This is a genomic window from Streptomyces sp. NPDC004838, from assembly GCF_053600955.1.
Genome location: NZ_JBSGAW010000022.1, coordinates 71,682 through 96,829 on the forward strand (window position 1 = coordinate 71,682; position 25,148 = coordinate 96,829).

The window sequence follows — 25,148 nt, forward strand, 5'->3', positions numbered from 1 at the left end:
GCGAGTACGGAGAGTACGAGCCGCGGACCTCTGCCTTGCGCCGCACCGCACCGCACCGGACGCCGCGCGCCGACGGCAAACCCCTCCGGCCGCAGCACCAGCGCGGGCCGGGGCGCCTGGTCAGGCTTTCTTGACCACGCTGGACTTGAGCTGCATGGGACCGAAGCCGTCGATCCTGCAGTCGATGTCGTGGCCGTCGACGCCTGCCACGAGACGGATGTTGCGCACCTTGGTGCCGGCCTTGATCCCGGACGGGCTGCCCTTGACCTTCAACGTCCTGACCACGGTGACGGTGTCGCCGTCGGCGAGCACGTTGCCGACCGCGTCCTTGATCACCCCGTCCTCGCCGCCGCCCTCGGACTCGGCGGAGGTCGGCGACCACTCGTGGGCGCATTCGGGACAGACCAGAAGCGCGCCCATCTCGTAGGTGTACACGCCGGCGCATTCGGGGCACGGCGGCAGTGTCTCGGTCACATCGGTCATCGTCTTCCCTTGCCTTGTACGTTCCTGTGCATCACTGACATCAGGTTTCATGTCGTCACCGCCTGCTCGCCCGGCCATGCCTCGCCGCACCACTGGCGCCGCTCATCGGCAGCCGTCCGGTGGGCGGCGAGCGTCGACCGCTCCGGAGCCCGGATGGCCGGCCGGGGAGTGAACGCCCTGGTCGGGGTGGGCGGTTGTCGTACCACTCCATGGTCATCCGCCGCTGCCTCCGTCCTTCACAGGGGGAGGGTGATCCAGATGCTCTTGCCCTCGCCGTCCGCGTCACCGCGTATGACGGCGGTGCCGCCCAGGCCCAAAGTGAGTTCCATGACGGTGCCCAGCCCGCCGCCGCCCGTTCCCGTCACCGCACCGAAGAGGGCCGGTTGGTAGGGGTGACGGTCGTGGACGCCGAACGCGAACGTGTCCGTACCGGCGGCGTAGATCACGGTGACGTTCGGAGACCTGCCGGCGGCGTGCTGGACGCTGTTGGTGACCAGCTCGGAGAGGATCAGCAGCGCCGGATCCACGGTGGGATGGCGTCGGCTGACGCCCCACTCGGCCAGGACCTGTTCGGTGGTCTCGCGGGCGATCCGGACCGCCGAGCCCATCGTGGGCACCGTCAGGACGTGCCGCAGGGGCAGGAATTCGAGCTCTGTGCTCACCGGGCGGCCTCGGCGTGGGCCAGGCGGAATCCGGTCACCGTCTGCGGGCGGATGCGGACGAGGGTGTCGTGCGGGCCGTGTGCCCAGCCGGGCAGCGTACGGCGGTAGTGCGCGGCCTCGTCCGGATCGGTGATCACCTCGGCCGGGCCCGTGGCGGTCACGGTCCAGCCGGTGCCGCCGGCCGCCTTGACGGTGTCCGACTGATAGGTGAGCCGGGCCCGCACCGCCAGGGCTGCGGCCTGGGCCGGAGTGCGGACGACCAGCTGCCCGTACTTGAAGACATGCACGGCCGGACGGAGCACCGGCTGCTCGCGCTGGACGTACACCAGGCGGCCGTGGGCGGCGCTTTCGAGGAGCCACAGTGCCTCGGTGCCGGAGACCTCGACCATGTGGCGTGGGGTGGGAGTGCTCATCGGGAAGCCTCTTCGGTGACGGGAGCGGCGGGCAGGAGCCCGGCCCGGTGCAGGTGGGCGCGGGCCCCGGCGATGGCCTGCGGCGTGGTGGCGTACTCCCGGCCCTCCAGTCGCAGCAGGTCCAGGGCTCCGACCGACTGCAGGGCTCGGCGTTGGCCGGGGCGTATCCCGGAGGTCATGACGGCGATGCCGCGCCGGTTCAGTTTCTCCACCGCGTCCTTGAGGACCAGGGCCCCGGTGGCATCCATCGTCGACACCCGCGACATCCGCAGGATCACCACCCGGACGTCGGCGACCTCGGAGAGTTCGAGGAGGAAGCGGTGGGCGCCGGCGAAGAAGAGCGGGCCGTCGATCCGGTAGGCCACGATGTGCTCGGCCAGCAGCGCGTGTTCTTCCTCGCTGTGCTCGCCGGGCAGGTCCGGGCGGAAGTCGACCTGGTCCATCCGGACCTGGTTGGCGACGGACCGCAGGGCGAGGGCTCCCGCCACGACCAGGCCGATGATCACCGCGTAGACGAGATCGAGGGCCAGCGTGGCCACCGCGGTCAGGACCAGGACGATCGCGTCGGAGCGGGTGGCGCGGGCCATCGCCCGCAGCGCGCCGACCTCGACCATGCGGATCGCGGTGGCCAGCAGCACCCCCGCCAGTGCCGCGAGGGGGACCTTGGAGACCAGCGGGGCGGCGGCGAACACGATGACCGCGAGGACGGCGGCGTGGGTGAGCGCGGCGAGACGGGAGCCCGCTCCGGAGCGGACGTTGACGGCGGTACGGGCGATCGCCGCGGTGGCGGGGACGCCACCGAACAGCGGGGCGGCCAGGTTCGCGACGCCCTGCCCGAACAGTTCCTTGTCAGGGTCGTGCTGCTGGCCCACCGTCATCCCGTCCGCGACGGTCGCCGACAGCAGCGACTCCAACGCGGCCAGCGCGGCGACCGCGACGGCGGGGGCGAGCAGCGAACCCACCGCGGACAGGTCGAGGAAAGCGAGGGAAGGGGCGGGAAGTCCGGAGGGCAGGTCGCCGATCGGGGCGGCCGCGTCCAGGTGGAAGAGCTGCGTGGTGAGGGTGGCGGCGGCGACCGCGACGATGGAGAACGGAACGGTGGGCCGCCACCGGGCGCCCAGCAGCATCATGGCCGCCACCGCCAGGGCGAGGCAGACGGCGGTCCAGTTGGGGCTCCGGGCGAACTCCTCGATCGCGTGCCAGGCCACCACCAGGACCTTGTCGCCCTCCGGCGCGACCACTCCCAGAGCGTTGGGGATCTGCTGGAGGCCGATGACGCACGCGATGCCGAGGGTGAAGCCCTCCACCACCGAGGCGGGGATGTAGCGCATGTACCGGCCGGCCCTCAGCAGCGCGAGCCCGATCAGCAGGGCACCGGCCATCAGCCCGACGGTCAGCACCCCGCCCGGCCCGTACTGGGCCACGATCGGCACCAGTACGACCGTCATCGCCCCGGTGGGACCGGAGACCTGGAGGTTGGAGCCGCCGAACAGCGCCGCGAGCGCGCCGGCCACCACGGCGGTGGCGAGCCCGGCCTCGGCTCCGAGCCCGGAGGAGACACCGAAGCCCAGCGCGAGCGGCAGCGCGACGATGGCGACGGTGAGTCCGGCGAGGAGGTCACGGCGAGGATCGCGGGCCATGACGGCGAAGTCGGCGCGGGCAGGCAGCAGAGCGGAGACCCGGTCCCAGGACCGGGCAGTCAGCGTACTCACCGGGCGGAGACCTCGGCTTCCCGCAGCTCGGCGAGGAGTTCGTTCTGCCCGGCCAGCATGTCGGTCAGGATCCGGCGCGCGGCCCGCATCAGCTCTGCGACGTCCCCGCTCGCGAGCTCGTAGACCACGGTCGAGCCCTCCCGGACAGCGGTCACGATGCCCGAGCGGCGCAACACCGCCAGCTGCTGCGACAGCGCCGACGGCTCCACCTCGATCGCGGCGAGGAGGTCTCGGACCGGCATCGGCCCCGCCTGCAGCAGTTCCAGCACGCGGATGCGGACGGGGTGCCCGAGCATCCGGAAGAACTCTGCCTTGGCCTGATACAGCGGAACCGGCACGGTCGTCGGACTCCCTTCACCACCCCGAGTCCTCGGAGGCGTCGTCTGATGCCGTGCCCCGGCCATCTCCGGACACGGCCAACACAGCATGTAGGGAATTGCAGAGTTTTGCAATTCATGTATTGGTGGGGCTTGGCGGCTCGTGGTGCGTCCGCCTCTTGACGCCCTCGCATGCGGGTGGCCTCGCACCACCGCGCCACCCGGGAGGGCTACTCCCCCGGGCAACCCGCGCAGGTTCGCTCCGGAGGGCCGCCGCACGGAGGACGGGCGGGGCGGACAGCGCCGAGCGCTCACCGTGGCCGGTCATCGACCCACGCACAGAGACACTCCCGCCTGATACTGGATTCCGAGTGTTCGCGCCCGAAACCACAGACCAGCACAGACCAGCACAGACCAGCACAGACCAGCCTCACAGAACCTGACGCACCAGAACAGAAGCCGGCATCGGGTCGGCATCGGTTCCGGCCGCAACCCGCCCCCGACCACCATGGACCGCCAAGATCCACAACCATCTACACATGCCCTGAGCTGCGAGAACACAGTTCAGGGCGCTGTCCACCAGTCTGCGGAGGAGAAACAGTTGAGGATGCTGATCAACGTTCCCGAGAGCGTCGTCGCCGACGCGCTCCGGGGGATGGCGGCCGCACACCCGGGACTCACCGTCGATGTGGACAATCGGGTGATCGTACGGCGGGACGCGCCCGTGGCCGGGAAGGTGGGGCTCGTGTCCGGCGGCGGGTCGGGTCATGAGCCGTTGCACGGAGGGTTCGTCGGGCCCGGGATGCTCTCCGCGGCCTGCCCCGGAGAGGTGTTCACCAGTCCGGTGCCCGATCAGCTGGTGCGGGCGGCGGCGGCCGTGGACAGCGGGGAGGGGGTGCTGTTCGTCGTCAAGAACTACACCGGGGACGTCCTCAATTTCGAGATGGCCGCCGAGTTGGCCGAGGACGAGGGCGTACGGGTGGCCAAGGTGCTGGTCGACGACGATGTGGCGGTGACCGACAGTCTCTTCACGGCGGGCCGGCGCGGTACGGGCGCCACCCTGTTCGTGGAGAAGATCGCGGGTGCGGCAGCCGAGGCGGGTGCGCCGCTGGAGCGGGTGGAGGCGATCGCGCGGCGGGTGAACGACCGGTCGCGCAGTTTCGGTGTGGCGCTCAGCGCGGTCACCACACCCGCCAAGGGGACACCGACCTTCGATCTCCCTCCCGGCGAGCTGGAGCTGGGGATCGGCATCCACGGGGAGCCCGGGCGGGAGCGGCGGCCGATGATGACCTCGCGGGAGATCGCGGACTTCGCCGTGGACGCGGTGCTGGAGGACCGCCCGCCGTCGGGGCCGGTCCTGGTGCTCGTCAACGGCATGGGGGCCACTCCGTTGCTGGAGCTGTACGGGTTCAATGCGGAGGTGCAGCGGGTACTGGCCGAGCGCAGGGTGGCCGTGGCCCGTACCCTCGTCGGGAACTATGTGACCTCTCTCGACATGGCGGGCTGCTCGGTGACGATCTGCCAGGCCGACGAGGAGACGCTGCGGCTCTGGGACGCTCCGGTGGAGACTCCGGCGCTCCGCTGGGGCCGCTGACCGGGCCGGGGTCCACCGAACACTGGGAGTTCATGTGCTCGACGCCGACTTCTTCCGCCGCTGGCTGACCGGCGCGGCCGTTCTGATCGACCGTGAGGCCGGCCGTCTCACCGAGCTGGACTCGGCGATCGGCGACGCCGACCACGGCAGCAATCTCCGGCGCGGGTTCGCGGCGGTGACGGCGGCGCTGGAGAAGAAGGATCCGGCGACGCCGGGCGCCGTGCTGGTCCTGGCCGGGCGCGAACTGATCTCGACGGTCGGCGGAGCGTCCGGTCCGCTGTACGGAACGCTGCTGCGGAGCACGGGCAAGGCGCTCGGCGACGGGATCGAGGTGACGCCCGCACAGCTCGCACAGGCCCTGGCGAGCGGTGTCGCGGCGGTGGCACAGCTCGGCGGCGCCAAGTCAGGCGACAAGACCATGCTGGACGCGCTCGAACCGGCCGTCGGGGCCCTCGGCGACACCACCGGTTCGTTCGCCGCGGCGCGCGAGGCCGCCGAGGCGGGCTCACTGGCGACGGTGCCGATGCAGGCGCGCAAGGGCCGGGCCAGCTATCTGGGCGAACGCAGTATCGGGCACGAGGATCCGGGAGCCGCCTCGTCCGCGCTCATCGTCGCCGCCCTCGCGCGGGCGGTGGGCGGATGAGCGACGGCGAGCGGGTGGGGATCGTACTGGTCTCGCACAGCAGGGAGGCGGCCGAGGCGGTCGCCACGCTGGCCAAGGGGCTCGCGGGCGGCGGCGAGACCGCGCCCGTCGCCCCCGCGGGCGGTGCCCCGGACGGCGGCCTCGGCACCAGCTCCGAACTCATCGCGGGGGCGGCGGCCTCGGTCGACGCGGGCGCCGGCGTCGCCGTGCTGGTCGATCTCGGAAGTGCCGTGCTGACCGTGAAGGCGCTGCTCGCCGAGGGCGGCGAACTCCCTGAACGTACGCGTCTGGTCGACGCGCCGTTCCTGGAAGGAGCCGTCGCCGCCGTGGTGACCGCTTCGGCGGGCGGCGACCTGGACGCGGTCGAGGCCGCGGCCTCGGAGGCGTACTCCTACCGGAAGGTGTGAGCGGCCGGTCAGCGCGGATGCGGGTGTTACGGGACGGCGGGCGCGGGAGCCGGGCAGGTCCGAGACCGGGACGCGCGGCGGCCGGTAGTCGGCATCTGGCAGCTACGGGACGGACCGGTCGGCGCGAGGCGGTCAGGGACGGGGCCGGGCGGGCAGAAGCAGGCAGGGGCAGGGCGAAGGGCGCGCCGGCCCCGTCGGCAGCCGGGTGCCGTACGGCCCCGGAACGTACACGCGCGGGGTGCGCTCCCCCACGACCTCCGATACGCCCTCCGAGCGCGGACGGGCGGCCGGTGGCGTCAGCCATTCGGCCCACCGCCGGTGGCGACGTCCCGGTCCCCCTCCTAGCGTCTGTCGGAATATGGCGCATTTCCTACCATCGGAGACCTGCCCATGGGTGGCATACGTGACGCGTCCCTCGCCCTCTTCGGCACCGCCTTCCTGGTCTTCGGCGCCCTCGGCGCGGGCGTCGCGGCCGCGACACCCGCGCCGGTCCCGGTACCCGTCGGCGACGAGGACGTGACTCGGGACACGGACACGGACACGGACACAGGCACGGACACGGACATCAGCGCGGCGACGAACGCGGGGGACATCACCTCGTTCGGCTTCACCGTCACCCCCGAGCGGGTCGCGTCCGGTGAGACCGTGACGCTCCATGCGACGGAGTGCGAGGCGCCGACGGTGACCGCGTCGTCGGGCGTCTTCGAGACCGTCACGCTCACCGACGGCCTGCCGGGCACGGCGACGATCTCCGAGAACGCCGAGCCGAACGCCGTGTACGAGGTCGCCTTCGACTGCGAGGGCGAGCGGGGCACGGCGAGGATCACGGTCGGCGCGTCCGATTCACCGATGGGCAAGGGTACGTACGCCGGAACCGGCACACAGACGCCGAGTGCCCTGTCGAAGCCGGACGGCGGTGTGAGGGCGGGGACCGGCGGCAGCATCTCCGAGGCGGGCCCGGCGCGGGCGGTCGTGGGATCCGTCCTGGTCGCGGGCGCGGTCGGCGGTGCGGGCGTGCTGCTGCTGCGCCGTGCCCGGAACGGCGCCTGAGCCGCGTACCGGTACGCCATGCAGTCGGCCTCCCGACGCCATACCTGGTTCACGCTCCTGTCCGTCCTGTTGCTCGGCGTCTTCCTGTTGAGCGCCGAAACAGGCGGAGGCAGCCCGCCCGGCCCGGACACGACCACCGCCGCGGCGCCGCGCCGGGACACGGCGGACGCGCAGCCGCCCGCGCCCGGTCCGCTTCCCCACTCCCCGCCGAGGCGGATCACCGTGCCGTCTCTGGGCGTGGACGCGGCGGTGACCGGAGTCGGGCTGGACGGGGACGGTGGGATCGAGGCCCCGCCGCAGTCCGAGAGCAATCTGACGGGCTGGTACCGGGACGCCGTGGCACCCGGTGAACGCGGCACCTCCGTCGTCGTCGGCCATGTCGACAACGAAGCGGGGCCCGCCGTCTTCCATCGGCTCGGCACGCTGAAGCGGGACAGCCGTGTCGAAATCCTCCGGGAGGACGGCAGCACGGCCGTGTTCGCCGTCCACGACGTCGAGACGCACGCCCTCGACGACTTTCCGGCCGACCGCGTCTACCGCGACGGGCCGGAAGCGGAACTGCGGCTGATCACCTGTGGGGGCCGGTACTCGGAGGAGACGGGCTACGAGGCCAATGTCGTCGTCTTCGCACGGCTGGTCGACGTCCGTTGAGCGGTTTCCCGGACCCGCCGCCGACGGGCGGGGCGACCGAGGCCGGGCTCGCGGCGGGGGCGACAGGAGGTGAGGAGAAGGTGGGGCAGACTGGGGGCATGTCCGCTCCACGTCGTCTCTGCCCGGTATGCCGCCGCGAAATCGCCGTGGTCGCCGGCCGGTTCGCCCGGCACGACCCGGTCAACTCCCGTACCGGTGCCGAGTTGGTGTCCTGTCCCGGCTCACGACGGCAGGCTCCGTACGACCCTGCGCTCCAGCCGTCGCTGGACGGGGCGGTGATTCCCGTCTTCCCCGGTCAGCTGCCTCTGTTCTGACACCCCTCTCCGGCTCCTCCCGCTCCTCGGGCGGCGATGTCAGTGGCGGCCCCTAGCCTGAAATCGTCAGTGCCCTCGTGTGAGGGTGCGTCGATTCCGGAGGAGACAGAGCCATGACATCCCCACAACCCACCGGCCGTCTGCTGGACACCCCCGACGGCCGCGATCTGGTGCTGAGCCGCACGCTCTCCGGATCCCTGACGGACGTCTGGGCGCACCTCACCGAGCCGGATCGGACGGCGCGTTGGTTCGGTTCCTGGAAGGGCGAGGCCGGGCCCGGTCGGAGCATCGAGGTGCAGATGGGGTTCGAGGAGGGGACGCCGTGGTCCGACGTGGGGATCGACGCGTGCGAACCGCCGCGCCGACTGGCTCTCTCACTGGACGACGAGGCGGGAACCTGGTCTCTGGACGTCCGGTTGACCGAGGAGGACGGGCGGACGACCGTCGAGTTGTCCCACCATCTCTCCGCGGGCATCAGGGGCACAGGACTTGGTGAGATCGGCCCCGGCTGGGAGTACTACCTGGACATGTTCACCGCGGTGTACGACGGCGCGTCGACGCTGCCGGAGTTCGAGACCTACTACCCGGCGCAGAAGGGGTTCTACGACAGCCTCGGCGGCTGATCCGCCGACGGCCCGCCCCGCCACGCCTGACGCCGGGGAGTACGCGGGGCACCGGGGTGAGGGGTCCGTGCCGGTCGGAGAGGTCGTCCGCCGGGCGCCCGCCGTACGGCCACGGGCGCGGGACGAGCGCTCGGGCACCGGCCTCGCCCGGCAGCGGGGGGCCGCGGCGGCCGGACCGGTTTCTTCGGCGGCGGCGGGGTTCTGGGTGGGTAGTCGGGCCGGTGGTCGGTGTCGTCCATCGCGGGCCTCCCGGTCACGGGCACGAGAGTTCATCGAAGAACCACGGCATCCGATCGGTCGGGTGGTGCACCGACGGTTCGGCCGACACCTCCGCGGACGGGGTCGGCGAGCCGGGCCGGGTGGGCACGGCGAGGGCGGATTCGACGTGTCGCGGCACGCGTCACGGCGGCTCGCCGGCCGAATACCTGACCCCTACACGCGACAGGACCCCCACCCACCGGGTAGATTGGTCTACACCACCGTGCGCATCGAGGGCACGCACAGAGCCCACACAGAGACGGGGACCTCCGTGGAAGTTGTCATCGTTCCGGATGCCGCCGCCGGCGGGGAACTCATCGCCGAAGCCATGGCCGAGCTGCTGAGACGCAAACCGAACGCCCTGCTGGGGGTGGCCACCGGGTCGACACCGCTGCCCGTGTACGAAGCGCTCGCCGCCAAGGTGCGCGCCGCCGAGGCGGACATCTCCGGCGCCCGGATATGCCAGCTCGACGAATACGTGGGACTGCCCTACGGCCACCCCGAGTCCTACCGCTCGGTGGTCCTGCGGGAGGTCGTCCAGCCGCTCGGACTGACCGAAGCCTCCTTCATGGGCCCCGACGGCACCGCCGATGACATGGCGGCGGCGTGCGCGGCGTACGACCGGGCGCTCGCCGAGGCCGGCGGAGTCGATCTCCAACTGCTCGGCATCGGGACCGACGGTCACATCGGTTTCAACGAGCCCTGCTCCTCCCTCGCCTCCCGCACCCGGCTCAAGACGCTCACGGAGCAGACCCGGCTGGACAACGCGCGGTTCTTCTCCGGCGTCGACGAGGTTCCGCACCATGTGATCACCCAGGGAATCGGCACCATCCTGGAGGCACGCCACCTGGTGCTGCTGGCCACCGGCGCGGCCAAGGCCGACGCCGTGGCGCTCGCCGTGGAGGGCCCGCTCTCCGCCCTGGTACCCGCCTCGGCCCTGCAACTCCACCCGCACGCCACCGTGGTGGCGGACGAAGCGGCGGCCGCGCGGCTCAAACTCTCCGACTACTTCCGTGCCACGTACGCCGCGAAACCGGACTGGCAGGGCATCTGAGACGGGTCGTCACATATGTTCCGGCCGGAAGGCCGAAAACGCTTCGGCCGGAACAAATTAAGCATTCAACGGCTCATTTCCGCCCCCGAGTTGATACGGTGCGCTGGCTCGGCACTACTCGCGCGTTCAGTAGGCGCGCGGAACGTGCGGCCTCGGGGGAACCACATGGACGACGACAGCACCGCACACGACGACATCACCCTGGTCAGAGCCAGCCTGGAGCGCGTCAGAAGGCGGGCTGGGCATGTGGTGCGGTACTTCTACGCGCATCTGTTCGCGGGCCAGCCCCATCTTCGGGCGCTGTTCCCCGCCGCGATGGACGATCAGTACGAACGGCTCTTCGCCACCCTGATCCGGGTGGTGGAGCATCTCGGCCACCCCGGACTCCCCGGCCATCTGGAACGGCTCGGCCGGGATCACCGCAAGTTCGGGATCGTGGACGGGGACTACACGGCCGTGGGGGCGAGCCTCCTCGCCGCCGTACGCCATCACAGCCCGAGCCTGTGGGACGAGCGGACCGAGACGGCCTGGCAGCGGGTGTACGGGGAGATCGCCGGGATGATGACGGGCGGCGCACACCGGTCGGCCGCCGCCCGTGAGCCCGCGTTCTGGGAAGCGACCGTCCTCTCCCACCGTCTGCACGGCGATCACACGGCGGTCTTCCGAGCCGCCGTGCGCACCCCGTACCCCTGGCTGCCCGGCCAGTACGCCACGGTCGAGCACCCGGAACTGCCCGGAGTGTGGCGGCCGTACTCGCTAGCGGGCGGGGCGAGAGGCGAGGACCGGGAGCGGGTGCTCGAATTCCATGTGGGCCGGGTGCCGAACGGCCTGCTCAGCAATGTGCTGTGCGACCGCACCGGGCCCGGCACGCGGCTGCGGCTCGGGCCGGCCTCCGGGTCCGCTCTCACCCCGGCCCCCGGCACACCCGCCGTCACGCTCATCGCCGCCGGGACGGGGTGGGCGCCGATCAAATCGGTCCTCGACGAGCTGCTCCGCCGCAGACCGACCCCCCGGATCCGGATCGACGCCGTGGCCCGCGGCGAGGCGCACTTCTACGACGGCGCCGCGCTCGACGACCTGATCGGCGAGCACCCGTATCTGAGCGCCTACTGGTGGTACCAGGAGCGCGACGAGGGCAAGACGCGCGCCGCGGAACGGCTGCACGCCCATCTGCGGGCGCGACGCGACTGGCCCGGTGAGAGCGTCTACCTCTGCGGGCCGGGAATGTTCGTCCAGGAGACGGCGGAGCTGCTCTTCGCGTGCGGGCTGCCCGAGGAGTCGCTGATCCGCGATCCGCTGCCGTCGTCGGTCAAGCAGCGGGGCCATGTCTCCCACGCCGAGGCGTTCCTCGACCCGGTTCCGGTGAACTGGATCGACCCGGACGCCCGTGTCCGCCCGATCGACGCCCCTGCCTGTCCCCCGGTCGACGCCCCGATCGAGCCCCCCGCCGGTCCCCCGGCCGGCTCGCGGCTCGGCACCCCGGTGGCCGCGCCCCACAGCGCGGTCGGGAACTGAACCCCGGCGGGACACCGCCGCACCGCGTCCGGTGGGAGCGGCCGGACCGCAGGACGGTGGTGTGCCCGGTGCGCGACCCGGCGACGAGGAACGGCAGATCAGCGAGTCGTCTCCGCCGGTCGGCACCTTCGGGCCGTACCCCGAGCGGCCGTGTGAGGGGTTCGACGGCGGCGAGCGGGCCAACGACACGGTGGCGGCCCTGCGAGGCGTCGGCACCCGCCACGGCGGAACGCCCGAGAGCCGCCTCGGTGATGACCGCCGCAGAGGCGGAGTCGTCCGCGGGCGCGCCGGACGGCGAGGACGGTCAGTACGGCGAGGGCGACCGCGCCGAGGACCTCCGCCGCTCTCCTCGCGACCGGGACACCCGCCGTACGCAGGAGGTCGATCGGCTCGGGCTCGTACACACCGTCGCCGGTCACGGAGGGCCCGGCATACCGGTCGTACGACGTGTACGGGGTGTACCCGGTGGCTCCTGCCGGAATTCCCACGCCGGTGTCATCGGCCAGCCGACCCGCGAGGCAGTCGGCGAACCGGCCGACCAGCCTGTCGGCCACATCGACCATGGTGGCCCGGCCGAACCGGGCCGGGCGGCCGATGACCGTCAGATCCGTGACGACGGTCACCTCGGTTCCGCCCCGGAACCCGGCCAAGGTGCAGGTGACGACCGCGAAAGCCTTCCCCGGGCCGTGCGTTTCCTTGCCGCGCGCGCTCAGAACCATCCGGTGCGCTCTCTCGTCCTTCTCCAGGAAGACCGCGGTCCCCCGGAAGTCGACGGTGACCGTTCCGAGCCTGACTCTGACGTCGCCCGTGACGGTCTCGCCGTCGTACTCCCGCAGGGTCGCCCCCGGCATACAGGGCGCGATCCACTCGATGTCGAGCAGCGCCTGCCACGCCATCTCGACGGGCGCGGGGACGGTGAACGAGTTCCGCAGTTCCACGACTCCTCCTCTCCGCTGCTCCGCCGCTCCGCTGTCCCAGGACCGGCCTGTCATGGGACGCGCGAACCTGGGGATTCGGGGCCGTACGGGTGTCTCAGCCGCTCCAGCTCCAGTCGGCGATCTCGGGGAGGTCCGTGCCGTGCTCCCGGATCCAGTCGTGGTGGCGGGAGCGCGCGTCGGCCATCGTCTGGCGCAGCGCCACCGCGCGTGCGCCGAGCCGGGGAACGCGGTCGACGACGTCCATGACGAGGCGGTACCGGTCCAGGTCGTTGCGGACGACCATGTCGAACGGCGTGGTCGTCGTCCCCTCCTCCTTGTAGCCGCGGACATGGAGGTTGGGGTGGCCGGCGCGGCGGTAGGCGAGCCGGTGGATCAGCCAGGGATAGCCGTGGTAGGCGAAGATCACCGGCTTGTCGCGGGTGAAGAGGGAGTCGTACTCGAAGTCCGTCATGCCGTGCGGGTGTTCCCCGTTCGGCATGAGCCGGGCCATGTCGACGACGTTGACCACGCGTACGGCCAGGTCGGGCGCGTGACGGCGGAGCAGTTCGGCGGCGGCAAGGGTCTCCTGCGTCGGGACGTCCCCGGCGCAGGCCAGCACCACATCGGGTTCTCCGGTGCCGTTCTCCGTGCCGGCCCACGGCCAGACCCCGGCTCCGCGGGCGCAGTGGGCGCGGGCCTCGGCCATGGTGAGCCAGTCGAAGGAGGGCTGTTTGCCCGCGACGATCACATTGACGTAGTCGCGGCTGCGCAGCGCGTGGTCGGCCACGGAGAGAAGAGTGTTGGCGTCCGGCGGCAGATAGACGCGGACCACTTCGGGGCTCTTGTTGAGGACGTGGTCCACGAAGCCGGGGTCCTGGTGGGAGAAGCCGTTGTGGTCCTGCCGCCAGACGTGGGAGGTGAGCAGGTAGTTGAGAGAGGCGATGGGGCGGCGCCAGGGGATGCGGCGGGAGGTCCTCAGCCATTTGATGTGCTGGTTGACCATCGAGTCGACGATGTGCGCGAACGCCTCGTAGCAGGAGAACAGTCCGTGCCTGCCGGTGAGGAGATAGCCCTCCAGCCAGCCCTGGCAGAGGTGCTCGGAGAGGATCTCCATCACCCGTCCGTCGTGGGACAGGCATTCGTCGGTGGGGAGCGTCGCCGCCTGCCATGCCTTGCCGGTGGTTCCGTACAGGGCGTCGAGACGGTTGGAGGCGGTCTCGTCGGGGCCGACGACGCGGAAGTCCCGGCGTTCGGCGGTCGCCTCCATCACGGCGGCGAGGAGTGAGCCGAGCACCCTGGTGGGCTCGTGCCGGCCCGTGCCCCGCTTGTCCACCTCGACGGCGAACTCGTCCAGGGCGGGCAGGGGCAGCTCGCGCAGGAGCAGTCCGCCGTTGGCGTGGGGGGAGGCTCCGAGCCGGCGGCTGCCGGTGGGGACGCAGCCGAGGACCCGCGGCACGGGCCGTCCGGCGGAGTCGAAGAGTTCCTCGGGACGGTAGGAGCGGAGCCACGCCTCCAGCTGCCGCAGATGGTCCGGGTTGTCGCGTACGCCGGACAGCGGCACCTGGTGGGAGCGCCAGGTGTTCTCCACGGGGGTGCCGTCCACGGTGGCGGGGCCGGTCCACCCTTTCGGGGTACGCAGAACGATCATGGGCCAGTGCGGCCGTTCGCGTACACCGTCCCTGCGGGCGGCGCGCTGGATCTCCTCGATCCGGTCGAGGGCCCGGTCCATCGCCGCCGCCATGGCCCGGTGGACGGCCTCGGGCTCGTCGCCGGTGACATGGAGGGGTTCATGGCCGTAGCCGCGCAGCAGTTCGTCGAGTTCGGCTTCGGGGAGACGGGCGAGTACCGCCGGGTTGGCGATCTTGTAGCCGTTCAGGTGGAGGATCGGCAGCACGGCTCCGTCGTGCACGGGGTCGAGGAACTTGTCGGAGTGCCAGGACGCGGCGAGCGGTCCGGTCTCCGCCTCCCCGTCCCCGATCACACAGGCCACCAGCAGATGCGGGTTGTCGAACGCGGCTCCGTAGGCGTGGGCGAGGGAGTAGCCCAGTTCGCCGCCCTCGTGGAGGGAGCCGGGTGTTTCCGGGGCGACATGGCTGGGCACGCCGCCGGGAAAGGAGAACTGCCGGAACAGCCGCGCCATGCCCGCGCCGTCGCGGGTCACGTCGGGATACGTCTCGGAGTACGTGCCCTCCAGCCAGGAGCCCGCGAGTACGGCCGGTCCGCCGTGGCCGGGCCCCCAGACGCAGAGGGCGTCCAGCCCACGGCCGGAGACGACGCGGTTGAGGTGGGTGTAGACGAGGTTGAGTCCGGGCGAGGTGCCCCAGTGGCCCAGGAGCCTGGGTTTGACGTGCTCGGGGCGCAGGGGCTCGGTGAGCAGCGGGTTGGCCATGAGGTAGATCTGCCCGACGGCCAGATAGTTGGCGGCGCGCCAGTGGGCGTCGAGGGCCGCCAGTTCGGTGGCGGTGAGGTGGGCTCCGGTCGGTTCGGCCCCGGCGGGGCCGGTCCCGGCGGTCGTGGTGACGTCGTTCGTGGCCGTCGTATGCGACATGTGTGGTCCTCGTGTGGTCCGTCGGGGATCAGTTCCCGGGCCCGTACCAGAGCGTGGTGATGTTGCAGAACTCCCTGATGCCGTGGCCCGACAGCTCCCGGCCGTAACCGGAACGCTTGACGCCGCCGAACGGCAGCGCGGGGTGGGAGGCCGTCATTCCGTTGAAGAAGACGCCGCCGGCCTCGATGTCGCGGGCGCACCGCTCCATCTCGGCCTCGTCCCGTGTCCAGACGTTGGAGCTGAGGCCGAAGGGGGTGTCGTTGGCGAGGGCGACGGCTTCGGCGAGGTCCGCCGCCCGGTAGACGGTGGCGACCGGGCCGAACGCCTCCTCGCGGTGGATGCGCATCCGGTCGTCGACTCCGGCGAGGACGGTGGGTTCGTAGAACCAGCCCTTCTCCCGGCCCTCGGGCCGGCCGCCGCCGCAGAGGGCCGTCGCGCCCCGTTCGAGGGCGTCGTCCACGAGTTCTTCGAGGTCGGCGCGGCCCTGTTCGGTGGCGAGCGGGCCGACCTGGACGGATTCGTCGGCCGGGTCCCCGACCGTGAGGCCGCGCATGCCCTCGGTGAAGCGCGCGCAGAAAGCGTCGTAGACGTCGGTGTGGACGATGAACCGTTTGGCCGCGATGCAGGACTGTCCGTTGTTCTGGACCCGTGCCGTCACGGCGGTGGCGGCGGCCTTCTCGACGTCGGCCGACGGCAGCACGATGAACGGGTCGCTGCCGCCCAGTTCCATCACGGTGTGCTTGACCTCGTCGCCCGCGACGGCGGCGACGGACCGTCCGGCGGGTTCGCTTCCGGTGAGGGTCGCCGCGGCCACTCGGCGGTCGCGCAGGATGCCCTCCACGGCCCCGGAACCCACGAGCAGTGTCTGGAAGCAGCCCTCGGGGTAGCCCGCGCGCCGGAACAGCTCCTCCAGGTACAGGGCGGTCTGCGGCACGTTGGACGCGTGCTTGAGCAGTCCGGTGTTGCCCGCCATCAGGGCGGGCGCGGCGAACCGCATGACCTGCCAGAGGGGGAAGTTCCACGGCATGACGGCCAGCACCACGCCCAGCGGCCGGTAGCGCACGGTCACCCGGAGGGCCCCGGAGTCCTCGGTGTCGGCGGCCGAGGGCTGTTCGTCGGCGAGGAGTCCGGCCGCGTGTGCGGCGTACCAGCGCATCGCCTTGGCGCACTTGGCCGCCTCGGCGCGGGCCGCCGCGATCGGTTTGCCCATCTCGGCGGTCATCGTGCGGGCGATACGGTCCTCGTCCTCGTTCAGGAGATCGGCGGCGCGGTTCAGCAGCCGGGCGCGGGTCGCGAAGTCCGTGGTGCGGTGCTCGACGAAGGCGGCGTCGGCGAGCGCGATACGCCGTTCGGTCTCCTGCGCCCCGATGGGCTCGAAGGTCCTGAGCGTCTCACCGGTGGCCGGATTCACCGTGGCGATGGGCATGGTGCTGTCCTCCTCGAGCGCTGTCTCCCGAACGGTGTCGTGCGCCGGGCATCTCCCGTGTTCCGCCTGTCACGGACTGGTACCCGCAGGCTGGTTCGCCGGGCCGGTACCCGCAGGCCGGTTCTACGGGCTGGTCCCCGCGGGCCGTCGCCGGAACGCCGACCACCGGCGGATACGTCCGGCGGTCGGCGCATCCGCCCACGGCCCTTCGACATTCGCGCGCCCGCGGCCGTCCCGCAAGACGGAGTCCCGGTCGCGCGGCGCGCCCCGTCACGCGGCCCGGCTCGCCAGCCGCAGCTGGACGGCCTTCTCCTGGTCCCCTGCCGCCATGCCCTGCATCTCGACGTCGAAGGCCGCGGCGAGGGTGACCGTCATCTGGTCGACGGCCCAGTAGCCGCCCTGCATCTCGGTCTCCACGGCCTCGGTCAGGGCGACGGACCCGGCCGGAGCGCCGGACCCGGTGGCCACGTCGAAGGTGGCCGTCCAGACCGTTTCGTGGCCCTCGGAGACGTACTCCGGCCGGTCCTCGGCCTCGCGATCGGATGTGTAGGCCCGCCTCAGCACCTGGAAGACGGCGTGGGCGTCCTGGGTGGTGCACCCGCAGATGGTCACCACCACCGGCTCGGCGTGCTGCTCGGTGCTGTTCACCGTGATCCCTCGCTCTCCGCCCTGTCCGTGCGCGATGTCCCGCGCAGTTCCGCGGCTGCCTTCTCCTGCCGAGGAGTGACAACTCCAGGCTCGCCCGGTCCGGTCCCGAAAGCGAGTCGGACCGGCGAGCGGGTCCGCGCCCCCGACGCCCGGAGTGTTCCCGCTGTCACGCGGAGAACTCACTCCGTACGCGACGGGCCGGCCCCCGACGAGAGGCGGGCTCCATCGGCCGCTCGTGCGCCCCGCGGACGCCGCCGCACCCAGGCCAGGACGAGGACCGATGCCACGGCGGCCACCGCACACCAGGTGGAGACGGACTCCGTCCGCCACAGCAGCCGGCACACCACCGCGCCGACCCCGGTCACGATCCCCAGCAGCCGCAGCACCGGGTCACCGCTCAGGAGCAGGGCGCCGACGGTGGCCGGCAGATATCCGGCGGTGATCACCGCCGGGTGCGAAAGATCGAGCAGATAGCCGACGGTGCGTCCGCGGATCTCGGCCGTCACCGTCCGGGTGGCCAGGTGGTACGCGAGAACGCCCGACGTGGCGAGCCCTGCGGCGACCGGGAGGGCCAGCCGGGTGCCTACGGCGGCGGGAGCGGCGAGCAGGACGCCCAGCGGCACCCAGAGCGGCAGCGGCGGAAGGGCGATGACGGCCCAGGCGTCGGTCGCCTGGCCGGTCCCGCCGCCGGCGCGCCAGACGGCGGCCTCGACGATCTGATGGGCTCCGAGCAGCAGGGGCAGCGCGGCGAGCGGCAGATCGCGGAGGTCCCGCACCCGTGCCACACAGACCACGCCGACGGCACAGACGGCCGTGCCCGCCACGAGGTCGGCCGTCGCGCTCCAGCACATGGGGGCTCCGGCTATCCGAGCCTGCGATTGGCCAGGACGGGCACGGCGCGCCGTACCGACTCCACCTCGGCCGGGTCGAGATCGGCGACGAGCAGATCCGGCCCCGCCTCCAGCCTCGACCGTACGGTGCCGTCGGGGCCGACGACCGCGCTGAACCCGATTCCGGCCGGGGTCCTGGCGGAGGGCGTCCGGCCGGAGGCCGCCGGGTCGGCCTGGTCCACGGCCGCGACCCAGAGCGTGGCGTCGAGCGCGCGGGCGCGGATGAGCAGTTCCCACTGCTCGCGCTTGCCGGGCCCGTCGCCCCACGAGGCGGGGAGCAGCGTGAGGACGGCTCCGGCGTCGGCGTGAGCGCGGAAGAGTTCGGGGAAGCGGACGTCGTAGCAGGTGGCGAGGCCGACGCGGACGCCTTCGACGTCGATGGTGACGACCTCGGAGCCGGCGGCGACGGTGGCGGACTCGGTGAAGCCGAAGGCGTCGTACAGATGGATCTTGTCGTAGGCGGCCTCGACGCCGGGGCCGGTCGCCAGCAAGGTGTTGGTCACCTTGCCGTCTGCCGCCGGGGTGAACATGCCCGCGACCACGACGAGCCCGCTCTCCTCGGCGATCCGCCGCACCTCCGTGGCCCAGGGCCCGTCCAGCGGTTCGGCGACCGGGGCGAGCCGGGTGCCGAAGCAGGCCATGGTGGCCTCGGGGAAGGCGATGAGACGGGCCCCGGCCCCGGCCGCGCGCCGGGCCTGCTCCCGTACGAGATCGAGGTTCCGCACGGGGTCGGGGCCGGTGGTGAGCTGGCTCAGGGCGATGCGCATGGATGTTCCCCAGAGGTGAAGGACGCGGACCGGATCGACCGGGTGTCATGGACAGGATGCTCCATCGCGCGGCACGGCACCCGCTGTCACCCGGGCGAAGAGCCGGAACCGAAAGCCAGGTCCCGGAGCACGGACCCGGAGCGGAACCGGCGTCCTCGACGGACGTCAGGCGTCCCTCGGCGGCTCGTGCAGTCCGAAGGGCGAGCCCTGGTCGTCGTGGCAGAACGTGAAGCGTCCGTAACGGGCCGCCGACACGTCGTCCTGCCCGAAGTCGAAGTCGTCCACCGTGCCGCCGAGTTCGACGACCCGGTCGAGCGCGGCCTTGAGATCGTCGACCCGGAAGAAGACGTAGGGGCCGGCGCCGCTGTCGCCGCCGTGGACTCCGCCGGGGACGTTGGGCGTACGGATCTCATAGCCGGCCCCCTCGGCCGCGCCGGGACCGAAGGTCCAGCCGAACAGGGAGCCGTAGAAAGTACGCGCCTTCTCGAAGTCGCCCACACCGAGTTCGAAGAAGGAGATCTCACCGGCCATCACCACGTCCGCCTTCCTGAGTGCGTTCCCGGGTGCGTTCCTGGGCGCGTTCCGGGGTGCGGTCCCCGCCGAGTACGGTCCTGGCGCCCGCTCCCGGTCCCGTGGTCCTACCGTACGGTCGCCGTCGCCCGACCGCACCCGACCGGACGAGAACCGCGGTCCGGACCGTCGGCCGCCCCAACCGCCGTGGGACACGCCCGGATCGCGCCCCCGCCGCCGACAACTCCGCCGGCGCCGGGCCGGGGTCCGCGCCCCGCCTCGCCGGTGTGGCCAGGTCCACACGGGCGACGGTGTCCGAATACGGGCTTCGCGGGGAGGCTCACCGGCGAAGGGGAACCGCGCCGGAGGACGCGGGCGCGGGCACCCTGCCGCGACGCCGCCGCCTCGGCTCTCCCCCGCGCCGGACCGCCCCACGACGCGCCACCCCATCCGACATTTAGGCGACAAAAGGAAGAAAAGAAGAAATCAAGACCATCGGGGCGAGTGCAAGGTCACAGCCTGTGGACCTCCTGAACGAATGTGTGCATGACCTAGCATCCGAGCATGACGGTCCTCCCCGACGACGGGTTCTCTCTGGCCGCCGAATTCCCGGACGCCACCCATGAGCAGTGGCAGCGTCTTGTCGCCGGCGTACTGCGCAAGGCGGGCAAGGACGTTCCGGACACGGCGGCCGAGGACACGCTGTCCACGCTCCTGGAGGACGGGCTCGTGACCCGTCCCTTGTACACACCGGACGACAGCCCCGACAGCGGCGGCTATCCGGGCTTCGCCCCGTTCACCAGGGGCGGCAGGCCCGAGGGCGGCTCGGTCTCCGGCTGGGACGTGCGCCAGCGGCACGAGCGCCCGGACCCGGTACTGACGAACGAGGCGGTGCTCGCCGATCTGGAGAACGGGGTCACCTCCCTCTGGCTCTCGGTCGGTGACAGCGGTGTGCCGGTCTCCGGCATAGCCACCGCGCTCGACGGTGTCCTCCTCGATCTCGCGCCCGTCGTCCTCGACGCCGGAGACGCGTTCGAGCCCGCCGCACGCGAACTGCTGCGGCTGTACGAGGAGCGGGGCGTCGACGACGCGCGCGGCAATCTGGGCGCGGACCCGCTGGGCCATGCCGCGCGGACCGGCGTGTACGACGAGGTCGCCGACCGTACGGCCGCCGCGGCCGAACTCGCCCGGCTCGTCCACGACACCCGGCCCGGACTGCGGGCGCTGACGGTGGACGCGCTGCCGTACCACGAGGCCGGCGGCTCCGCCGCGCAGGAGCTGGGGTGCTCGCTGGCGACCGGCGTCGCCCTGCTGCGCGCTCTCACCGCCGCCGGACTGCCGGTCGAGGCCGCGTGCGCACAGCTGGAGTTCCGGTACGCGGCCACCGCCGACCAGTTCCTGACGATCGCCAAACTCCGCGCGGCCCGGCGGGTCTGGGCGCGGGTGGCCGAGGCGAGCGGCGCCGAGTCCGCCGCCGGGGCCCAGCGTCAGCACGCCGTGACCTCACCGGTGATGATGACCCGGCGCGACCCGTGGGTGAACATGCTGCGCACCACGGTCGCCTCCCTCGCCGCCGGCGTCGGCGGCGCGGACGCGGTGACCGTACTGCCCTTCGACCACGCGCTCGGCCTGCCGGACGCCTTCGCCCGCAGGATCGCCCGCAACACCTCGACGATCCTCGTGGAGGAGTCGCATGTGGGCCGGGTCGTCGATCCGGCCGGCGGCTCCTGGTACGTGGAGCGGCTGACGGACGAACTGGCGCACGCCGCCTGGGAGTGGTTCCAGGAGATCGAGCGGGCGGGCGGACAGCTCGCCGCGCTCCGCGGCGGGCTGGTCTCCGAGCGGATCGGCGCGACCTGGCGGGCCCGTGGCGAGAACCTCGCCAAACGGCGTGAGCCGATCACCGGCGTCAGCGAGTTCCCGCTGCTCGCCGAGGCTCCGGTGGAGCGCGACCCCGCGCCCGCCCGGCCGTCCGGCGGACTCCCGAAGGTGCGCCGTGACGAGGCGTTCGAGGCGCTGCGCGCCCGTTCGGACGCCCATCTGGCCCGGTCCGGCGCGCGGCCGCGGGTCCTGATCGCGGCGCTCGGTCCGGCGTCCGCCCACACCGCGCGCGCCACCTTCGCCGCCAATCTCTTCCAGGCGGGAGGCGTCGAACCGGTCCACGACCCGGTCTCCGTCGACGCGGCCACGGCCGCCGAGGCATTCCGCGCCTCGGGTGCGGACATCGCGTGCATCTGCTCCAGCGACGCCCTGTACGCGGAGCAGGCCGGCCCGGTGGCCGAGGCACTGAAGGCCGCCGGCGCGCGGCGGGTCTATCTCGCGGGGCGTCCCGGCGAACTGCGTGAGACCTGGGAGCGGGCCGGCGTCGACGAGTTCGTCGTCGCGGGCGGTGACGCGGTCGCCGTCCTTTCCCTGGCACTCGACCGGATCGGAGTGGCGCGATGACCATCCCCGACTTCACCACGATCGCGCTGGGCGCCGGTGCGCCGGCCGGCTCCGACGACCAGTGGCGTACGGCCGTCAAGGAGTCCACCGGCAAGGGCGACGCCGATCTGGTGTGGGAGACGCCGGAGGGCATCTCGGTGAAGCCCCTGTACACCGGGGAGGATGTCGCGGGCCTGGACTTCCTGGGCACGTATCCCGGTATCGCGCCGTTCCTTCGCGGCCCGTATCCCACGATGTACGTCAATCAGCCGTGGACGATCCGTCAGTACGCGGGGTTCTCGACCGCCGAGGAGTCCAACGCCTTCTACCGGCGCAATCTGGCCGCCGGTCAGAAGGGGCTTTCGGTCGCCTTCGATCTGCCGACCCACCGCGGTTACGACAGCGACCATCCGCGGGTGACGGGCGATGTCGGCATGGCGGGCGTGGCCATCGACTCGATCTACGACATGCGGCAGCTCTTCGACGGCATCCCGCTGGACCGGATGAGCGTGTCGATGACGATGAACGGTGCCGTGCTGCCCGTTCTGGCGCTGTACATCGTCGCCGCCGAGGAACAGGGCGTACCGCCCGAGAAGCTGGCCGGGACCATCCAGAACGACATTCTCAAGGAGTTCATGGTCCGCAACACCTACATCTATCCGCCCCGGCCCTCGATGCGGATCATCTCGGACATCTTCGCGTACACCTCGCAGAGGATGCCCCGCTACAACTCCATCTCGATCTCCGGCTATCACATCCAGGAGGCCGGTGCGACGGCCGATCTGGAGCTGGCGTACACCCTCGCCGACGGCATGGAGTATCTGCGCTCGGGGCTGGACGCGGGGCTCGACGTGGACGCGTTCGCACCGAGGCTGTCGTTCTTCTGGGCGATCGGCATGAACTTCTTCATGGAGATCGCCAAGCTGCGGGCCGCGCGGCTGCTGTGGGCGAAGCTGGTGCGGACGTTCGACCCGAAGAATCCCAAGTCGCTGTCGCTGCGCACGCATTCGCAGACCTCCGGCTGGTCGCTGACCGCTCAGGACGTCTTCAACAATGTGACGCGGACCTGTGTGGAGGCGATGGCGGCGACGCAGGGTCACACCCAGTCGCTGCACACCAACGCGCTGGACGAGGCCCTCGCCCTGCCGACGGACTTCTCCGCGAGGATCGCCCGCAACACGCAGTTGCTCCTCCAGCAGGAGTCCGGGACGAACCGGGTCATCGACCCGTGGGGCGGCAGCGCGTACGTCGAGAGGCTGACGTACGATCTCGCGCGCCGGGCCTGGCAGCACATCGAAGAGGTCGAGGCGGCCGGCGGTATGGCGCAGGCGATCGACGCGGGCATTCCGAAGCTCCGTGTCGAGGAGGCGGCGGCCCGTACGCAGGCGCGGATCGACTCCGGACGTCAGCCCGTCATCGGCGTGAACAAGTACCGCGCCGACAGTGACGAGCAGATCGACGTGCTGAAGGTCGACAACTCCTCGGTGCGGGCGCAGCAGATCGCCAAGTTGCGCAGGCTGCGCGAGGAGCGCGACGAGACGGCGTGCCAGGACGCGCTGGCGGCGCTGACCCGCGCCGCCGGGAGCGGTTCGGGACCCGGTCTCGAAGGCAATCTGTTGGCGCTCGCGGTGGACGCGGCGCGGGCGAAGGCGACCGTGGGCGAGATCTCGGACGCGCTGGAGAAGGTGTACGGACGGCACTCGGGCCAGATCCGTACCATCTCCGGTGTGTACAGGAACGAAGCGGGTCACTCCCCGTCCGTGGAACGCACCCGCACGCTGGTCGAGGAGTTCGAGGCGGCGGAGGGCCGTCGTCCGCGCATCCTGGTGGCGAAGATGGGCCAGGACGGGCACGACCGCGGCCAGAAGGTGATCGCCACGGCCTTCGCGGATCTGGGCTTCGACGTGGACGTCGGCCCGCTGTTCCAGACTCCGGCCGAGGTGGCCCGGCAGGCGGTGGAGGCGGATGTGCACATCGTGGGCGTCTCCTCGCTGGCGGCCGGTCATCTGACGCTGGTGCCCGCGCTGCGGGAGGAACTGGCGGCGGAGGGCCGGGAGGACATCATGATCGTCGTGGGCGGGGTGATTCCGCCGCAGGACGTGCCGACGCTCCACGAGGCGGGGGCGGCGGCGGTGTTCCCGCCCGGCACGGTGATCCCGGACGCTGCGTACGACCTGGTGAAGAAGCTGGGCGTCTCGCTCGGCCATGAGCGGTGAGGCCGTGCCCCCGATGCGCCGCACGATCGACATCGACAGTTACGTCAAGGGCGTCCGGGACGGGTCGCGGGCGTACATCGCCCGCGCCGTCACCCTCGTGGAGTCCACCCGGCCGGATCACCGGGTGCTCGCCCAGGAGTTGCTGACGGAGCTGCTGCCGTTCGCGGGCGCGGCCCGGCGGGTGGGGATCAGCGGGGTGCCCGGTGTCGGCAAGTCGACGTTCATCGACGCACTGGGCACCATGCTCACGGGACTCGGCCACCGGGTCGCGGTCCTCGCCGTCGATCCGTCGTCCAGCCGTACCGGCGGTTCCATCCTCGGCGACAAGACGCGGATGGAACGGCTCTCGACCGACCCCTCGGCGTTCGTACGGCCCTCGCCCACGGCGGGCACGCTCGGCGGTGTGGCGAAGGCGACCCGCGAGACCATCATCGTGATGGAGGCCGCCGGGTACGACGTGGTGCTCGTGGAGACGGTCGGGGTCGGCCAGTCGGAGACGGCGGTCGCCGACATGGTCGACACCTTTCTCCTGCTGACCCTCGCGCGGACGGGCGATCAGCTCCAGGGAATCAAGAAGGGGGTGCTGGAGCTCGCGGACGTGATCACGGTGAACAAGGCCGACGGCCCCCATGAGCGGGACGCGCGGGCCGCCGCCCGTGAACTGGCCGGCGCGCTGCGGCTGATGCACTCGGCGGACCCCGCGTGGACACCCCCGGTCCTCTTCTGCAGCGCCCGGGAGTCCACCGGTCTCGACACCGTGTGGGAGCGGGTGGAGCAGCATCGCGCTCTTCTCGACTCGACGGGACGGCTCGACGCCAAACGCCGTGACCAGCAGATCGACTGGGCCTGGTCGATGGTCCACGAGGAGCTGAAGGACCGGCTCCGTACGCACCCCGCGGTACGGGCGCTCGCGCCCGGTCTCGAACAGCGGGTGCGGGACGGGGAACTGACGGCGACCCTCGCGGCGGAGGGAATCCTGGAGGCGTTCCGGCAGCCTCGGTGACGGACCCGGCCCGAGGTCCATGACGCGGAACCCGTCACGGACCTCGGGCATCGCGGACCGGTCGCCGGGCAGGTGCGCGCGTCCCCGCTCGACCGTGCACCGA

24 protein-coding genes are annotated in these 25,148 nt (G+C 71.9%); 12 read left to right on the top strand and 12 right to left on the bottom strand.

Annotated elements, in window-relative coordinates:
• Positions 1-120 precede the first annotated feature (120 nt).
• The 5 genes from ACWEFL_RS23945 to ACWEFL_RS23965 form a co-directional block, all read right to left on the bottom strand.
• Positions 121-474: a zinc ribbon domain-containing protein YjdM gene (locus ACWEFL_RS23945; RefSeq protein ID WP_451716299.1), complete on the bottom strand. Its 354-nt coding sequence runs from the start codon at positions 472-474 to the stop codon at positions 121-123.
• Positions 475-719: 245 nt separating this feature from the next.
• A complete protein-coding gene (locus tag ACWEFL_RS23950; RefSeq protein WP_451716130.1) occupies positions 720-1,145 on the bottom strand; it encodes an ATP-binding protein in 426 nt (141 codons plus the stop codon).
• The gene (locus tag ACWEFL_RS23955; RefSeq protein ID WP_451716132.1) at positions 1,142-1,558 is read right to left on the bottom strand and encodes a pyridoxamine 5'-phosphate oxidase family protein; all 417 of its coding nucleotides are present in this window, start codon (positions 1,556-1,558) and stop codon (positions 1,142-1,144) included. The genes ACWEFL_RS23950 and ACWEFL_RS23955 overlap by 4 nt, the downstream gene beginning before the upstream one ends.
• The gene (locus ACWEFL_RS23960) at positions 1,555-3,198 is read right to left on the bottom strand and encodes a SulP family inorganic anion transporter (protein WP_451716302.1); all 1,644 of its coding nucleotides are present in this window, start codon (positions 3,196-3,198) and stop codon (positions 1,555-1,557) included. Before ACWEFL_RS23960 ends, ACWEFL_RS23955 begins: the two co-directional genes overlap by 4 nt.
• Positions 3,199-3,266: 68 nt before the next feature.
• The gene (locus ACWEFL_RS23965) at positions 3,267-3,608 is read right to left on the bottom strand and encodes an ArsR/SmtB family transcription factor (protein ID WP_451716134.1); all 342 of its coding nucleotides are present in this window, start codon (positions 3,606-3,608) and stop codon (positions 3,267-3,269) included.
• A gap of 580 nt (positions 3,609-4,188) precedes the next feature.
• Between ACWEFL_RS23965 and dhaK the strand changes: the two genes are divergently transcribed.
• The 9 genes from dhaK (at position 4,189) to ACWEFL_RS24010 (ending at position 11,696) form a co-directional block, all read left to right on the top strand.
• A complete protein-coding gene (gene dhaK / locus ACWEFL_RS23970) occupies positions 4,189-5,181 on the top strand; it encodes a dihydroxyacetone kinase subunit DhaK (protein ID WP_451716136.1) in 993 nt (330 codons plus the stop codon).
• Between the two features lie 34 nt (positions 5,182-5,215).
• Positions 5,216-5,824 carry a dihydroxyacetone kinase subunit DhaL gene (dhaL, locus tag ACWEFL_RS23975; RefSeq protein ID WP_451716138.1) on the top strand — a complete coding sequence of 203 codons (609 nt, stop codon included), beginning with the start codon at positions 5,216-5,218 and terminating at the stop codon, positions 5,822-5,824.
• Entirely contained in the window at positions 5,821-6,231 is a 411-nt protein-coding gene (locus tag ACWEFL_RS23980) for a PTS-dependent dihydroxyacetone kinase phosphotransferase subunit DhaM (protein WP_451716141.1), read from the top strand. Before dhaL ends, ACWEFL_RS23980 begins: the two co-directional genes overlap by 4 nt.
• Positions 6,232-6,621: 390 nt before the next feature.
• Complete coding sequence (locus ACWEFL_RS23985; protein WP_451716143.1) at positions 6,622-7,281, top strand: hypothetical protein; 660 nt, start codon at positions 6,622-6,624, stop codon at positions 7,279-7,281.
• A gap of 18 nt (positions 7,282-7,299) precedes the next feature.
• Positions 7,300-7,932, top strand: coding sequence for a class F sortase (locus ACWEFL_RS23990; RefSeq protein WP_451716145.1), 633 nt, complete (start codon positions 7,300-7,302; stop codon positions 7,930-7,932).
• A gap of 98 nt (positions 7,933-8,030) precedes the next feature.
• Complete coding sequence (locus ACWEFL_RS23995) at positions 8,031-8,246, top strand: hypothetical protein (protein WP_451716148.1); 216 nt, start codon at positions 8,031-8,033, stop codon at positions 8,244-8,246.
• Positions 8,247-8,359: 113 nt separating this feature from the next.
• A complete protein-coding gene (locus ACWEFL_RS24000; RefSeq protein WP_451716150.1) occupies positions 8,360-8,869 on the top strand; it encodes an SRPBCC family protein in 510 nt (169 codons plus the stop codon).
• Positions 8,870-9,398: 529 nt separating this feature from the next.
• A complete protein-coding gene (locus tag ACWEFL_RS24005) occupies positions 9,399-10,181 on the top strand; it encodes a glucosamine-6-phosphate deaminase (protein ID WP_451716153.1) in 783 nt (260 codons plus the stop codon).
• Positions 10,182-10,346: 165 nt separating this feature from the next.
• Positions 10,347-11,696, top strand: a complete 1,350-nt coding sequence (locus ACWEFL_RS24010; RefSeq protein WP_451716155.1) for a globin domain-containing protein — start codon at positions 10,347-10,349, stop codon at positions 11,694-11,696.
• A gap of 98 nt (positions 11,697-11,794) precedes the next feature.
• On the opposite strand, the gene ACWEFL_RS24015 is transcribed toward ACWEFL_RS24010, so the two are convergent.
• From ACWEFL_RS24015 to ACWEFL_RS24045, 7 genes are all read right to left on the bottom strand, one after another.
• Complete coding sequence (locus ACWEFL_RS24015) at positions 11,795-12,634, bottom strand: SRPBCC family protein (protein ID WP_451716158.1); 840 nt, start codon at positions 12,632-12,634, stop codon at positions 11,795-11,797.
• 94 nt (positions 12,635-12,728) lie between these two features.
• The gene (locus tag ACWEFL_RS24020) at positions 12,729-15,161 is read right to left on the bottom strand and encodes a phosphoketolase family protein (RefSeq protein WP_451716160.1); all 2,433 of its coding nucleotides are present in this window, start codon (positions 15,159-15,161) and stop codon (positions 12,729-12,731) included.
• 28 nt (positions 15,162-15,189) lie between these two features.
• A complete protein-coding gene (locus tag ACWEFL_RS24025) occupies positions 15,190-16,587 on the bottom strand; it encodes an NADP-dependent succinic semialdehyde dehydrogenase (RefSeq protein ID WP_451716163.1) in 1,398 nt (465 codons plus the stop codon).
• A gap of 270 nt (positions 16,588-16,857) precedes the next feature.
• Positions 16,858-17,235, bottom strand: coding sequence for a hypothetical protein (locus ACWEFL_RS24030; protein ID WP_451716165.1), 378 nt, complete (start codon positions 17,233-17,235; stop codon positions 16,858-16,860).
• A 179-nt stretch (positions 17,236-17,414) separates the two neighbouring features.
• Positions 17,415-18,086 carry a DUF6629 family protein gene (locus ACWEFL_RS24035; RefSeq protein ID WP_451716168.1) on the bottom strand — a complete coding sequence of 224 codons (672 nt, stop codon included), beginning with the start codon at positions 18,084-18,086 and terminating at the stop codon, positions 17,415-17,417.
• 11 nt (positions 18,087-18,097) lie between these two features.
• The gene (locus ACWEFL_RS24040) at positions 18,098-18,892 is read right to left on the bottom strand and encodes a carbon-nitrogen hydrolase family protein (RefSeq protein ID WP_451716171.1); all 795 of its coding nucleotides are present in this window, start codon (positions 18,890-18,892) and stop codon (positions 18,098-18,100) included.
• 165 nt (positions 18,893-19,057) lie between these two features.
• The gene (locus ACWEFL_RS24045) at positions 19,058-19,423 is read right to left on the bottom strand and encodes a VOC family protein (RefSeq protein ID WP_451716173.1); all 366 of its coding nucleotides are present in this window, start codon (positions 19,421-19,423) and stop codon (positions 19,058-19,060) included.
• 543 nt (positions 19,424-19,966) lie between these two features.
• On the opposite strand from ACWEFL_RS24045, the gene ACWEFL_RS24050 reads away from it, so the two are divergent.
• Genes ACWEFL_RS24050 through meaB form a run of 3 tightly spaced genes read left to right on the top strand, consistent with a single transcriptional unit; the run spans position 19,967 to position 25,045 of the window.
• Positions 19,967-21,847, top strand: a complete 1,881-nt coding sequence (locus tag ACWEFL_RS24050) for a methylmalonyl-CoA mutase family protein (protein WP_451716176.1) — start codon at positions 19,967-19,969, stop codon at positions 21,845-21,847.
• A complete protein-coding gene (gene scpA, locus ACWEFL_RS24055) occupies positions 21,844-24,042 on the top strand; it encodes a methylmalonyl-CoA mutase (RefSeq protein WP_451716179.1) in 2,199 nt (732 codons plus the stop codon). Before ACWEFL_RS24050 ends, scpA begins: the two co-directional genes overlap by 4 nt.
• A gap of 13 nt (positions 24,043-24,055) precedes the next feature.
• On the top strand, positions 24,056-25,045 hold the full coding sequence (gene meaB, locus ACWEFL_RS24060) for a methylmalonyl Co-A mutase-associated GTPase MeaB (RefSeq protein WP_451716305.1): 990 nt from the start codon (positions 24,056-24,058) through the stop codon (positions 25,043-25,045).
• Positions 25,046-25,148: the final 103 nt, after the last annotated feature.